We start from the raw sequence: 15,309 nt of genomic DNA on the forward strand, positions 1-15,309 counted from the left end.
TGGGAGGTGTAAGAATTATGGAGCAATTGTCTTTTGAATATAAAGCTACAAAATCCGTGACTAAGCATGCATATGTTGGAGTAGTTGCTTCAGGGGATTTGGAAATATTACTAGAGCCATCAAAAAAAGAGGTTTCGTACGTCGTTGTAAGAACTTCTTCTGATGGTTTCAGGCAGACATGGAAGAGCGTTTTAGACAGATTTTTTTCTGTAAATGACATTGCAGCAAATATTGAAATTAACGATTTCGGCGCAACTCCAGGAATGGTTTCGATGAGATTATTACAGGTGTTGGAGGTGTGCAGCGTTGAAAAAACAGAAGGATAGTTTTGTAGAGCTAAATGCCCGCGAAAGGTCAAGGGCCCTACTTGATAAAGATACGTTTAGAGAATTGCTTGGGCCATTTGAAAGACTGGAATCTCCACACTTGTCACAGCAAGGTATAGTACCGCAAAGCGATGACGGTGTAGTGGTAGCTCGCGGTTTAATTGATGGAAAATCCGCTGTAGTTATAGCTATTGAAGGGGCTTTTCAAGGAGGCGGGATTGGTGAAGTTTCCGGTTCGAAAATCGCCGGAGCACTGGAACTTGCAATTCGTGATAACGAGAAAGGTGTAAGAACTCTTGCAGTAGTTGTGTTGGACAGCGGTGGTGTGAGACTTCAGGAAGCCAACTATGGATTGCTTTCGATTTCGGAAATTCAATCCGCTATTGTTGCTTTACGTAAGCTTGTACCGGTAGTCGGTATTATACCGGGAAAGGTAGGTTGTTTTGGCGGAATGTCCATGACAGCAGGCTTATTCAGTACGATCTTAATGACTCCTGAAGGTAGGCTCACACTGAACGGTCCCGAGGTTATTGAACAGGAGGCTGGTATAGCTGAATGGGATTCTACAGACAGACAAATGATATGGAATACGATCGGAGGTATACAGCGTCATGCTACAGGTTTAGTAGATGTTCTTGTTGAAGACGACATAACTGCGATAAAGGAAGCGCTTCTAACTACTTTCAGAAGTGAACAATGCAACGGATTCAGAAGCTCTCAAGTAGATTCTTATCTTTCCAAGCTTTACGCTATTGACCCTACTAAAACGCTAACTCCTTTAGAATTACGTCAAATGTGGGAAAGCGAAGCTAGTATGGGGGTTGTTGAACATGAAGTAAAGGACCATATTGAAAATTTTGATGAAGAAGTGATAAGTCGCGGGAAAATCTGGTTTAAAGCCCTAACGGGCTTGTTAAATCCAGGATTCGGGAATGTGCCGTCAGTATTATGTGCTGATAATGAATTAAGCGGGGAACTTGTTCGATATATTACAGTGGTTCCAAATCCCAATAGCCGTTTTCCAAGAGCTCGTCATGGTGAAGTGGGTTTGGAGGAAGGTTGGACTATTGCAAAATATGTCCGTGAAGCAATAGAAGAAGATGCAAACAAAGAAATACGTCGGGCAATAGTTGCAGTAGTAGATGTACCGAGTCAAGCTTATGGTTATAAAGAAGAATTACTAGGAATATTTTTATCCTGCGCAGCTTCAGTAGATGCTTATGCAACTGCAAGATATGCCGGTCACCCGGTTATCGCATTACTTGTTGGGCCAGCTATATCTGGAGCATTCTTGGCACATGGATATCAGGCGAATAGGATTATAGCGTTTGATGATCCGGGTGTTATAGTGCATGCAATGTCAAAACAGTCTGCTGCCAGAATTACAAAGCGAAGTGTTGATGAATTGGAGTCAGCTTCTAAAAAAGTCCCGTCAATAGCCTATGATATTCGGTCCTATTCAACCCTTGGAGCTTTGCATGAATTAATGACGGGTATCAATGCGGATGACCCAGGCAAAGAGGATGTTGAAAAGGTATTAACTAGTCTGGCAGCGGCTATAAAAGCTGCACGTGAATCTCCAAAGGACTTGAGCAACCGGCTCACTTCCCATAATGCTGTAACAGGAAGGGCTGCTTCCATAAAAGTACGGGAAAGGCTTGCAGAGGAATGGAATTAAATCCGCACGATTTAGTACGATTTAGAAATATTGACAGTATAATCTTTGATTCACCACAACCTCCATGGGCTATTCAATCTCTGATGAAAGCGCCCTTCGTAGTGGTACGCCGAGCTCCAATACTAGGGTGTGCGGTTCCGGTGGGGATACGCGGAAATCGTCGAAATCAGAGGTCCGCTGCGACTATAGAAATCGATAATATAATTGAGCGTGTCTCTCCAGAAGAGCTCGCATTCCGCAAAAGCTGGAGAACAAATAAGCATCTTCAAGAAATCGGGATTTCTTATGCCCTTGAGTTTGTAGACAGCATTTTAACTCAGGAGGGAATAAGCTGGGGACCGACTGGAAGCATAGGTTATGAGCTTGCTAGTGGAATTAATACCGCTACAAAAAACAGCGATATGGATATTATTATTCGAGTTTCGGAGTGTTTGCCTGTGAACACTTCAAAACAGTTGATGAATAGGCTCCTGCAGACAACTGTCAAAGTTGATGTGCAACTAGAAACATTAAAAGGCTGTGTAATACTTGCTGAGTACGCAAGAGGGGAAAGTTCAATTATGCTACGAACAACAGATGGGCCTCGGCTCGTTGAGAGTCAATCACTATAGGATTATGTTTGGAGGTGCAGAGTGAGCATTGCATATTTATTTCCAGGTCAAGGATCACAAGCACCTGGCATGCTTCATGATTTACCTAAACACCCTATAATAACTGAAAAAATTGAGGAAGCAAGCATGGTTTTAGGAGAGGATGCACTTACACTGGATACAAATGAAGCCCTTTCTTCTTCAACAAGGGCAGTTCAGCTTTCTTTACTTATTCACGAAGTAGCAGCAGCCAGCTTATTAAAGTCTAAGGGAGCGGTTGCAGACATGGTTGGAGGGCACTCCATAGGAGCTTTTGCAGCAGCTGTTGTGTGTGGTTCGCTCCGCTTTTCAGATGCAGTAGCTGTAGTGGAGTTAAGAGGAAGGCTAATGGAAGAGGCTTATCCATCAGGTTTTGGGATGGGGGTTATTATTGGACTGGATGAAAGACATTTAACTTTACTAATAACCAAGATAAATACAGAGAATAATCCGGTTTATATTGCAAATCTGAATGCACAGGATCAGATTACGATTGCAGGGAGTATTTCTGCTGTAGAACAAGTTTTTACATTGGCCCGTTCAATAGGAGCGTACAAAACAAAGCTGCTTGACGTAAGTGTACCATCTCATTGCAGACTTCTTAGTTCGGTTTCTAATGAACTCACTAAGGAACTGAAGAGTGTTAAACTTAAGGATTCAAATATTCCGTATATTGGGAACTGTAGGGCAAGGGTACTAAGAAAAGCAGAGGAAATAAGGAATGATTTATCAGAGGGTGTAGCAAATCCCGTTCGTTGGCATGAAGGTACTACATTAATGTTTGAACGGGGCACCCGATTATTTATTGAGATTGGACCAGGAGACACTCTTACAAATCTCGCAAAAAAGGGTTTTCCTGATTCACGATGCATATCTGCCATGAATAGTGGACTAGATTCTGCGATGTTGCTAATAACAAGAGAAAGAGAGAAGTGCAACAACGGATAAGCTGAAAATTTTTTGGGGGTATCATGGAGAAAGAAAAAATAGTATTTCTAAACGAAATTTCTTTAACAATCAGTAGCTTCGCATTGCAGTCCATACTTTATGAAGTATCATGTTTTCCATCCCCAGGGCTGGTTTCTCCGACATCTAATGGAGCGCACGAGGATATGGACTACTTTACCTTTATTGATAGCACTGCAGTCTTGAGTAAGTATCTAGCCCTATTTGTGCAGCATGGATATAGCAGTCAAACTTATCTGGAAATTTTTAAAGATGTTAGAGCCCTCGGAGTCAAAGCAGAAGAAGAAATGTTTATGAAAACCAAAGGGATAAATACTCACAAAGGGATGTTATTCCTGATGGGCATAGCTTGTGCTGCAGTAGGTAAAGCTTTTTATGAAAAAAAAACCTTTGGTGAATTAAGAAATATAATAATAAAGATGGCTAACGGTTTGGTAGAAAATGATTTTATAGCACTGTTAAATAAGCCGGAACTATCACACGGGGAAAAAATATACCTGAAATATAAAATTGAAGGTATAAGAGGTGAAGTCGAAAGAGGAATGCCGATTGTTTTTCAATATTCCTTAGAACTATTTAAACAAAATGCAGATTTAAGTATTAATGACAGGCTAGTTCATACATTGATTGGTTTAATGGCGCAATGCAATGATACGACGATACTTCATAGACACAGTATAGAAAAACTGGAAAGCGTTAAAGAAAAAGCGAGAGTCATCATTGAAATAGGCGGTATGAAAAGTACCCAGGGTAAAGAACGGATAGCAAAAATGAGCCAGGAGTTTATAACAGAAAAAATCAGTCCGGGTGGAAGTGCAGACTTACTTGCCATCACCGTGTTTTTATTTTTAGTTGAACAATATATGAATAAGGAAATTTAAAATTGAACGGGAGTGATTATTATGACAACAAACAGAATGAAGGAGCTTTTACAAGACCCGGAAATTAATGAATTAATAAGACAGAGGGAGCACAGTAATTTTCTTGAATATCAAAAAGCTTTAGTGAAAAAATATAGAATGCGTAATAAGTATATTAAAAAGGGACAGATTTTATTTGTCGGCTCTTCATTAATGGAACATTTTCCTATTGAGGAAATGCAAGCTGTACTGAGTTTAGACCGTTTTATCTATAATCGCGGAGTTGGTGGCATCACTACAAAAGATCTGCTTTCTCTAATGAATGAGTGCATTTTTGAATTAGAACCATCAAAAATATTTATAAATATTGGATCAAATGATATCGGCGGTGGTCTGGATAATGAAAAAAAAGAAATACTTTTAGAAAATTATAAAGAAATTCTGCTGCGCATCAAAGAAATATTGCCTACATGTGAAGTGTACGTAATGGCTTATTATCCAGTAAATGCAAAGGGGAATTTTGGGCTGGATTCAGAAAGTCAAAGCAACATGTTTGCTTCTCGTAATAATACAAATATTTTGTCAATAAATGAAGAAGTCAAAGAATTAGCTATGAAATTAGGGCTTAACTTTATAAACGTTAATGAAGGTTTAACAGATGAAGAAGGGAATTTAAGAGCAGAATATACTGTGGAAGGTGTTCATATGTGGCCAAATGCATATTCAGTTATTCTTGAGAATATGAAAAAGCACTTATATTAACTCGACTTTCATAGCTTGAATTCGATAACTATTCCTTGATGTAACAGGGATGGGGCAAAGCCAAATCCGCTGCTGGAGTTAATGCTAAATGAGCGCTAAAAGCGTCTTGCCCCTCTACTGACTTTCTAAATCGTTAGTAATATTGTTCAATCTAGTGAAAAGTAGGATTTCATTATAGCGAAGAAATAATTAACGAAAAGCTGATATGGGATTTACAAACGGACTTGTTATTAATCATGAGAATAAGACGCTGATTTGCATTTAGAAATAGAAGTATGCAAGCGTATTATAGCCCATCCCGAAGGGGAATTGAAAAGCTGCAATCGGCTGCAACCTTAATAATAACATCAAAGAAAGCGTTGACATCTTTATTGGTGTATTCTTATAATAGATTTGAAATCGATTTCATTTGTTGCCTTATTCGCTTCAACTATTTTATGGTTTTGAGAGTGGGAGGGATGAAAAGGGGCAATCTGTTTTCTTTAATGAAATCGATTTCAAGAAAATGAGATTCCAAAGGAGTCATATTACATTTGATGCCTTAGGTGCTCAAACCTTTTATACGGTTTTGAGAGAGGGAGGAATGAAAAAATAATTCTGTTTTCTTTTTTTATCATGAAAATGAAATCGATTACAAACAATGAGAGTCGAAAGGAGTCATGTATGCAGTCCATAAGCACATCGGTAAAGCGCAAGCGGGGGCATAACAAATATTTCGCGGCTGCCATGGCACTGGTTTTGCTGTTCCCAGTCGTGTTCGGGGGAATGGCACGAGATATCGCATACGCGCAGGAGACGCCACCACAGACGCAGACAGACAGCAAGTGGTATCAGAACTTTGAGCAGGCCGGGCCGGATGGAACCTATGGAATTTCTGCCGTTGGCACCTCATCAACAGCGTCGGTTACAGACCGGACACCTGGAGGCGGAAGCCGGGGAAGTGTACGCCTGATCCAGACGAACGACAATAATCCCGGCGGCGGAGCCTGGAACACCGATGTTTACGGGTTCACGGTATCGCCGCAGAAGGATACAGTTACAGAAGCGACCTATTATGATGCTTCTGCCTATAACTATTTAAATTTTTACATTCTGGACGCCGATGTTCATAACCCGAATGTTGTCATCCGGGATGCAGACGGGAAAGTATGGAATGCCAATACGGACCAGGCACTGTCCGTGAAGGATGAGTGGACGAGGCTTTCGATTCCGCTCGATAAGACAAAACTCGATTTTTCGCGGATTGTCTCCATTTCGCTGGGCGAGTATTGGGGCTGGGGCAACATCTATTATTTTGACGAGCTGTACTTTGCCAAATCTGCTGCCGCTCCGCCGCCCGCTTATCCGGATGATGGCGTAGAGCCGTCGGCGCCTGTCATGTACCAGAGCTTCGAACCACCCGGCAGTGATGGCAGCTATGGCTTGGCAGGTCAGGGAAGCGCGACCGCCGCCAAGCGTGTCACCACGGATGCTGCTTATTCCTCAAGCTCCGGCAGTCTTAAAATGGTGCAGAACACCTATACGGACGGGGAAGGGAAGGAACGGAACGAAGCCTGGGACACCGGCGTTTATGGAGCCGGAATTAAACCTGAAGGCGGCTTGACCGTATCCGGTGCGACGTATATGGATGCTTCCCCCTTCAGTTATCTGTTGTTCTATGTCAAGGATACGACAGCGGCAGCCGGATCCAGTATTCATGTTGTATTCAAGGATGCCCAAGGCGGGGTCTGGGATACGGAAACAAGCGCAGCGGTCAAGACGGAGTCAAAGCAATGGGTGAAAATGACCGTAAAGTTGGACAAATCGAAAATTGATTTGTCCAGACTGCAGCAGATTGAGCTCGGAACGTACTGGGGGTACGGTAATGTGTACTACTACGATGATCTTTATCTGGCCCAGAACGAAACGGATGCTTCGCCTGCCTTTGAGCCAGAGCGCACGGCCTTGTTCAATGATTTCGAGAGCGGAACCGGATACTCCGCAGGCAGCGCTGCCACCGCCGAATCCTCAGGGGATATAGCCAACGCAGCAGGCAAGGCCGGTGTCATGGTCACGACAGGCAAAAATGACTGGCCTTATACGGCCGGGAGTTATTTGAGCGTACAGCCCAAAGCAGGCGGTACGTTCGATGCGTCGGCTTATTCATATCTTGCTTTCTATCTGAAGGACACCCAGGGCAGCAATGGAGTTGAATTCCGTATCAAGGACGCCAACGGGGGCGTCTGGGACACGTGGGGAACCTCCAGCTCGACCAAGAATAAATGGGTCAAAATGCTGCTTCCGCTGGAAGGTGCCTCGAAGATTGACCTGACAAAAATCGTTTCGGTCGACGTCGGCTTTTACAATGCCGGAGTGTATTATCTTGATGATATGTATTTTGCCATAGCCGAAGACGATGTGCTGGCCGGCTTCATCAGCGTAACCCAGAATATCGGAGCGGTCTGGTATCAGAATTTCGAGACGAGAGGACAGGACGGACAGTACGGGATTACGGCCGGTACTGGGGTGAGTACCGCACTCAGCATGGAGAAGTCTGCGAGTGCATACAACTCTGCGAGCATTCGGGCTGTGCTGTCCGAGGATTCGTCCAACCCTGCCATGAATGGCATAACCGTCAGGCCGCAGGCGCTCGAAGAGTCCCCGGATAAGAACCTGCCATACGACTATCAGCCGGAGTTCGACGCCACAAATTTCAGCCATCTGATCTTTTATGTGTGGGATGAGCAGGGCGGTCAGACGCTGTCGGTACAGTTGAAGGATGCTGGCGGCAGAACGGTTGACTGGCAGACCGGAGGGACGACAGCAGACGGCTGGAATCGGATCGTCATGCCTTTGGACAAAAGCGTGAGTTTCCAATTTGCACGCCTTAGCGCGGTGACGGTGACGCCGGGGAAAGCGGGGACCTATTATCTGGATGAATTTTATTTCGGTAAAAATGAAAGCGCAGGCTTTCCGAATGCCGGCTTTACGCAATTGGTGCTGAAGGATGTGGACGGTGAAGCGATGCCTTATTCGGGCAATCTGCCGCTGGGTTCTTTCGAGAAGCAGCAGGACAGAACGTACCTCTCTTTAAACGGGGATTGGAAAAAAGAAAGAACCACCCTGGATTCCCAGCTGTCAGCAGCACCCCGGGACAGCGCCAGAACTGCCGGTCTTGAGGAAGAGGCGGGCGGCAGACAGCAGACTGGTTACAACGACTCCGGCTGGGCCGGCAAGACGTTGCCTCTCCCGGAGGATGAGAGCGCGGTTTACGAATCTCCGAGCGGACCGGAGAACAAGAGTGACAAGTCGGGTTATCAGGGCGGGGTATGGTACCGCAAGCATTTTGAGGTGAATAGCTCACTTAAGGGGCAGCCTGCACAGCTTACTTTCCTCGGCGTCAACTATTTCGCGGATGTGTGGATCAATGGACAATATGCGGGCGGGCATCAGGGCGGTTACACGCCGTTCGCACTGGACGCTTCCGGTCTATTGAACTATGGCGGCGACAATGTGATCGCGGTGCGGGTCGACAATCCGAAATGGGACACGTTCAATAACGGGGAAATACTGCCATACGCGACGTCCGACTGGTTCAACTACACAGGAATCCTGCGGGACGCCTACTTTGAATTTATGCCGGACACTTATGTGGTGCGCAGTGATGTGCGTACGCTGGATACCGATGGACATCTGTCGGTCCGCACCTTTCTGAATCATACGGGCAAAACGGCGGAGCAGGTTCAGCTGTCTTATACAGTCTATGAAGCGGAGATCGGAGAGGGTAACCGGCTCAGCGAATATGCACAGAACCTGACGGGTACGGAAGCCGCCGCGGTGCAAGGAGGCGCATTTACGGTTCCGGCCAGCGGGCAGGCGGTACAAACGGTCGAGGTGAAGGTACCTGAGCCGCAGCTGTGGAGTCCGTCTGAACCGAATCTGTATATTTTAAAGGTAGAGCAGAAGACCGGCGGAGCAGTAACGGACACCTTCTATACCCAGTTCGGTATCCGTACGCTGGAAGCGGAGGGTGTACAGCTTAAGCTGAACGGAGAGTTGGCCCCGTTCCTTACCGGGGTCGGTTATACGGAGGACAGCAGTGAGAAAGGACCTTCTCTGGATGATGCTACCCGGTACAGCGACCTGCTGAAGATCAAGGAGGAGCTGAAGGCCAATTTCGTCCGGACCGGGCATTTCCCTCACAGCCTGCCGACCTATCAGTATGCCGACCGGATCGGCCTGGCCATCTGGCAGGAAATTCCGGCCTATTGGTTCAGCGGAGAAGCCTTCGACCTGCAGCGTCAGCGGGGCCAGGCCAAGCAAATGATGGAGGAAATGATCTTCAGTAATTACAACCGGCCTTCCGTCTGGTTTGACGGAGTCAGCAATGAGTCAGGCGGGCAGCTGGAGCGAGTCAACTTTATCCAAGAGCTGCGCGACGCTGCACATGCCATCGACGGAACAAGACTGGTCGGCCAGTCCGCCGTGGCGAATCCGTACAAAGGCGTGAGCGACCATTCGCATTCCCCGGCGGATATCATCGGAATGACCATGTATTTCGGAGCCTTCTACGGTGCAAATACAGACTTGGAGACACAGGAGGAAATCGAGGCTATACATGCGCTGCATCCGGGCAAGCCGATCATCGCCACAGAGTACGGCTACTGGTCGGGTGACGAAACCGCCTCGGACACAAGGCAGACGACGCTATTCACCGGCACCTTCAATGCCTTTGCCCGCACAGCTACCCGGGCGGAGGACGGAACACCGAACCCGGGCGGACTGCTGAGCGGCGCGGCCTGGTGGACCGCATATAACTGGTATACCAATATTACGGGCCTGCAGACGATGGGCCTGTATCATATGGACCGGACAACGCCGAAGCAGGTGAAGGATATTCTGGCGGAGCGGTATAACCGGTATAACCGGATTTCGGCCGGAACACAGCCGCAGCCGGCAGGTATTTCGGCTTGGTTCCAGAGCTTTGAGTCGGGCCGGGGTTATTTATCTTCATCCGCTCAGCTGCAGCTGGAATCAGCAGCGGACAGTGCAGCCGGCAACGGCACGAAGAGTCTAAAGATCACAGCAGACTCCGGTGCGGACGGGACTTATGCCGCATTTGTTCCGCAGGGCGGCGCGATCAACAGTGATCTGACAGGCTACAATTACCTGAACTTCTACGCTAAGGACAGCGTGGGGGACAGACCTCTTTCCGTTACGCTTGTGGATGCCGAGGGGCGTTCCTGGACAACGGAGACGGAAGGGAAGACGGTAAAAGACACATGGACGCGGCTGAGTGTTCCGCTTCTGAAGGCGCAGGGCGTGCCGCTGTCCAGCCGGCAGCTGAATACGCTGGCGATTACCCAGATCAGGATCGGTGTGAATGCTTCTGAACAGCTATGGGTCGACAACTTCTTCGCGGCAACCTACAAGAACGGCGCGGAGCCCGCTTCGTATCCTGTTGGTTCCAGTGGCTGGTTCCAGTCTTTTGAGGAGACAGACGTACAGGTCGGCCAGGGTGTGAATGCCGCTGCGGCGGTGGACCGGACATTCGGGGTCAATCCTGGAGGAACGGGAAGTGTGAAGCTGGAAGTCACTGGAGACGGCGGCTCACCGGGAGCAGATAAGCAATCTGTCATCATTAGACCCCAGGGCGGCGCAGCTTCGATAGATGCTTCCGGCTTCAATTATCTGGCTTTCTATGTTAAGGATATGCAGGGGTCGAACACCGTCCACGTTACCTTTGCGGATACGGACGGTACGGTCTCCGTGAACAACTGGACCGATGTCGGTTCAGTCAAGGGGCAGTGGACGAAGGTGTATCTTCCGCTGATGAAGACCTCTGCGGACATCAGCCGTCTAAAAGAAATCCGGTTGTCGGAGTGGAATCCCGGCACCTATTATTTTGACGATCTGTACTTTGCCGAATATCCGTCGGATGAAATTCCCGCCACGTATACGGAAAAGATTCCGGAGAAGAACCATCCGGAAGGCCAAATCAAGGTAGCTGCGGTCGGCGATAGCATCACAGCGGGAGCCGGGCTGAAATATGCCGGGGTAACAAGTTATCCGGCACAGCTCCAGTCGCTGCTCGGCAGCAACTTTGCCGTCAAGAACTTCGGTGTCAGCGGCCGTACGCTGCAAAAGGATGGCGACGATCCGTACTGGAAGGAAGCGGCATTTGCGGCTAGCCAGACTTATGCACCAGACGTCGTGGTTATCCAGCTTGGCACCAACGACACGAAATCCTGGAACTGGAAGAAGGGGCAGAACCAGTTTCTGAGCGATTATAAAGAGCTGATTCAATTGTATCAGGCACTGCCAAGTCATCCGAAGGTCTTTGTCAATCTGCCGCCGGTAGTGTTCAACGACGATCCGAACGAGGCTTATGGCATTGTTGCCTCCGTCCTGCAAAACGGAGTCATTCCTCTGATCCGTCAGGCGGCCGAAGCGACAGGCGCAACCCTGATCGACGTGAACGCGGCCACAGCCATCCGGGGCACACTTTACAGCATTGGGGATACAGAGGTTACGACCTGGAAGGATGGCAAGGCCGGTGCGTATTCGATTATGTACGATGATGGCATCTACGAATCCAATTTACGGTTTGCCGGATTGCATGAAAAATACAGCCTGAAGGGAACATTGGCGCTGATCAGCGGCTGGATCGACGATGCCTATAATGACACTGGCGCTTCCACGGGAACGTGGGAGCAGTGGAAAGCGCTGCTGGATAAAGGGGTTTTCGATGTAGCAAGCCATACGGTTACTCACCGCAATCTGACTACGCTCAGCGCGTCAGATGTGTCCTCCGAGTTCAAGGATTCTGTCGCGCGGATCAAGGAGAAGACCGGCTATAAGCCGGAAACGCTGGCGCTCCCGTACAATACGGGCAATGCGGCGGTTGCGGCGGAAGCAGCCAAATATTTCGTTGCCGCGCGCCAGGGAGGCAACAATGCCGGCAACGCCAGCGGCACAGAACAGTATTACAACCTGAGCAGCACAATGGTTGAAAGTACGACAACGGCTGCCCAACTGGATGCGTGGACCGACTTTGGCATCGCCAAGGGCAACTGGCTGATTCTGACCGGCCATGGCAATGATGGTGAAGGCTGGTCCTCACCTCCGCTCAGCCTGTTTGACAATCATTACGGATATGTAGCCCAGCGGATAGATGCTCTTTGGAATGGTACCTTTGCCGAGGTGGGCAAATATTCGCGTGAAAGACAGAACGCCACGGTTAAGGCTGCTAAAGCCGCTTCCGGTGCAATTGAGGTTAAGCTGGAGGGCACACTGGACCCGGCAGTTTACAATGAGCCGCTGACCTTGAGAACGAAGGTTCCGGCAGAATGGAGTGAGGTTACTCTCACCCGGGGAGCCGCTTCGCAGAACCTGAAGCCGGTCCGTGAGGGTGAAGGCACATTCGTCTATTACGAAGCCGTGCCTGGAACGCAAATGCTGGTTATCAGCAAGAAAGGAACGCCTGCTACCAGCCCGGATACCGGAACCGGCACACCGACCCCGTCCGTCTCCGCTGGCGTAGCAGACGGTGCGAAGTCTGTTCTTGCTCCCGGCACAGCGGAGCTTACGAAGGCGCTTGCCGCCGCTCCGGCGGATGCCAATGGAGTGCGGACGCTTACGTTTGAGGCCGGATCAGCCGCGGGTAAGACAACATTCGAATTGCAGCTGCCAGCCTCGTATCTGGCTTCGATGAAGCAGGTGCTGATCAAATTTATTACCCCTGCAGGCAGCCTGCTGCTTCCGGGCGATATGTTTGCAGGCATGGCTAAAGACGCGAAGCAGATTGCTGTGTCCGTTAAGCTCGCGGATCTGTCCGGTGCGGATGAGGACGTCAAGCAGGCTGCGGGCAGCCGTCCGGTTGTCGAGCTGGGCGCAGCCGTGGACGGCAACCCTGTCAGCTGGCAGAACAATCTAGCGACCGTTACGTTCCGCACGCCTTACCAGCCTTCTTCCGCCGAAGCGCTCAACCCGTCTCGGCTGACGTTCTGGCAGATCGGGGAAGACGGGAAGGGACAGCCGGTAGTCAGCGGACGATATGACAGCGCAGGCGGCGAGATGTTATTCACCACACATCACTTCAGCCGCTATGCAGTTGTCTCTGTAGCCAAGAGTTTCGGCGATTTGGGCCGCTACGGCTGGGCGCAGCCCGCGGTGGAAGCTCTTGCCTCTAAGGGCGCCATCCGGGGAGTCTCGCAGCATTCGTATTCGCCTGCGCAAACTATTACCCGCGCGGATGCGGTAGTCATGATTATGCGGCTGCTTGATCTGCAGGTGCAGGCGTCCCATTCCTTTACGGATATAGCGCAGAGTAATTATTACTATGAAGATGTGAATGCTGCGCGGACGCTGGGCATTGTGCGCGGTACGGGCAGCAGCGAGTTCCGGCCGGAGCAGCCGGTAACCCGTCAGGAAATGATGATGATGCTGGACAACGCCATGCTTGCTGCAGGCAAGGAACGCTCCGTGGGCAGCGGGGAGGCATTGCCAGAATTCCGGGATGCTTCGCAGATATCCGCTTATGCCAGGGAAAGTGTCGCCCGGGCGGTTTCAGCCGGCTTGTTCCAGGGTTATAACGGTTACTTACAGCCCGCTTCGCCGATCACCAGGGCTGAAGCTGCTGTCACGCTTTATCGGTTGTACGGAATAATGTACTAGTTGAATTGGCGGCCGTTTCGGCGAACGTATTTTGCCGGAGAGGGCCCGATCCTTCGAAAGGAAGGGCAGAAATCAGGCATAGCTTGTGCTGTGCCTGATTTGTTTTGCCGTAAAACGTAAAGAAGTGAAGGCTATATTGAATGAACTTAATAACTACACAAAAGGGCAATACAGAGGGAGGGGGATTTTGGAAGATTATTGAGATAACAAGTGGAAAGTTAGAAGGGCTGTAGGAAGGCAGATAGTGTGTCTTCAAGGGCATTCCTTATGCCACGCCGCCTGCAGGCAGGGAACGAAAGGAGATTGAAATCGATTTCATTAATGCTATAATGGATTTATCAAACCTTGAAAGTATGTGAACTGATGAAGGATAGCAAAATTATCGATGTTGCCCGAATTGCCAATGTCTCACCTGCCACGGTATCCCGCGTATTGAACGACAGTCCGCTGGTAACCAAGGAAACGCAAAGCAAGGTACTGAAGGCCATTCAGGAATTGAATTATAAACCGAACGCCATGGGCAAACAGCTCCGATCCCGGAAGACCATGACGCTGGGCGTCGTCGTACTCGATATCGGTATATCCTATCATGCCGAGATTATCAAGGGAATTGAACAAAGGGCGAACGCAATGAATTACAAAATCCTCATCTGTGATTCGCAAAATGAGAAGGAGAGGGAACTGGAGTATTTGTCGCTGCTCCAGAACCGGACAGTAGACGGCATTATTCTGGTGGCGCCGATGCTAAGCGACGGAGAGATCGCAGCCTTCGCTGGTGAAGGCTACACGATTGGGGTTATCGGACGCCGGCTTGGACATCTCAATATTCCCTGCTTCACTACGGATAACTGGAAAATCGGCCGTGATGTGGTCACTCATCTGGCAGCGAACGGGCACCGGCGTATTGCTTTTCTGAACGGCTACGAGGATGCGCTGGATAGCATCGAGCGGCTGCAAGGGTTCAAGGAGGGGCTGGCTGCGGCTGGACTTCCTTTTCTGCCAACTCTGGTTGACAAAGGAGAATTCTCCGAAGATGGAGGATATGCGGCTTTCCGTCGTCTATGGGAAGAGAGCAGCGATTTCACAGCGGTTTTTGCCGCCAATGACGAGATGGCACTAGGTGTGTACAAAGCTTGCTCTGAGTATAGCATTGCGATTCCGGACCGCATGGCGGTGGTGGGCGTCGACAATATCCGGATTACCAACTATGTATCGCCTAAGATCAGCTCAGTTGAACAGCCGCTGTACGAGTTGGGGGCGCTGCTGGCGGACAAGGTTATCGATCAGATCAACGGTAATCTCCAGCCGGGTCAAAGGGATTTTATGATCGATTCCAGGTTGGTTGTCAAAGGTTCTTCGCAAAAAGGGGCTGATTCGAAATGAATGCCTACTTACGCGGCTGGAACAACACTATCCTTTGGTGGGGGGATCAT

Annotated in this window: 8 protein-coding genes; all 8 read left to right on the top strand. The window is 48.9% G+C overall.

What is annotated here, in order from left to right:
• Positions 1-17: 17 nt before the first annotated feature.
• The 8 genes from ACAN56_RS18705 to ACAN56_RS18740 all read left to right on the top strand — a co-directional run bounded on the left by ACAN56_RS18705 (position 18) and on the right by ACAN56_RS18740 (position 15,259).
• A complete protein-coding gene (locus tag ACAN56_RS18705) occupies positions 18-326 on the top strand; it encodes a malonate decarboxylase subunit delta (RefSeq protein ID WP_038589815.1) in 309 nt (102 codons plus the stop codon).
• Positions 307-2,004 carry a biotin-independent malonate decarboxylase subunit beta gene (mdcD, locus tag ACAN56_RS18710; RefSeq protein WP_379144885.1) on the top strand — a complete coding sequence of 566 codons (1,698 nt, stop codon included), beginning with the start codon at positions 307-309 and terminating at the stop codon, positions 2,002-2,004. Before ACAN56_RS18705 ends, mdcD begins: the two co-directional genes overlap by 20 nt.
• A complete protein-coding gene (locus tag ACAN56_RS18715; protein WP_379144888.1) occupies positions 1,995-2,615 on the top strand; it encodes a malonate decarboxylase holo-ACP synthase in 621 nt (206 codons plus the stop codon). The genes mdcD and ACAN56_RS18715 overlap by 10 nt, the downstream gene beginning before the upstream one ends.
• A 21-nt stretch (positions 2,616-2,636) precedes the next feature.
• Complete coding sequence (gene mdcH / locus ACAN56_RS18720) at positions 2,637-3,581, top strand: malonate decarboxylase subunit epsilon (protein ID WP_379144890.1); 945 nt, start codon at positions 2,637-2,639, stop codon at positions 3,579-3,581.
• A gap of 23 nt (positions 3,582-3,604) precedes the next feature.
• Entirely contained in the window at positions 3,605-4,480 is an 876-nt protein-coding gene (gene citG / locus ACAN56_RS18725; RefSeq protein WP_379144892.1) for a triphosphoribosyl-dephospho-CoA synthase CitG, read from the top strand.
• 21 nt (positions 4,481-4,501) lie between these two features.
• On the top strand, positions 4,502-5,221 hold the full coding sequence (locus tag ACAN56_RS18730) for a GDSL-type esterase/lipase family protein (protein ID WP_197073686.1): 720 nt from the start codon (positions 4,502-4,504) through the stop codon (positions 5,219-5,221).
• Positions 5,222-5,884: 663 nt separating this feature from the next.
• Positions 5,885-13,876, top strand: a complete 7,992-nt coding sequence (locus tag ACAN56_RS18735) for an S-layer homology domain-containing protein (protein ID WP_379144895.1) — start codon at positions 5,885-5,887, stop codon at positions 13,874-13,876.
• 345 nt (positions 13,877-14,221) lie between these two features.
• Positions 14,222-15,259 carry a LacI family DNA-binding transcriptional regulator gene (locus ACAN56_RS18740; protein WP_379144898.1) on the top strand — a complete coding sequence of 346 codons (1,038 nt, stop codon included), beginning with the start codon at positions 14,222-14,224 and terminating at the stop codon, positions 15,257-15,259.
• Positions 15,260-15,309: the final 50 nt, after the last annotated feature.

The sequence above is a fragment of the Paenibacillus paludis genome (genome assembly GCF_042610515.1).
GTDB lineage: Bacteria > Bacillota > Bacilli > Paenibacillales > Paenibacillaceae > Paenibacillus_AQ.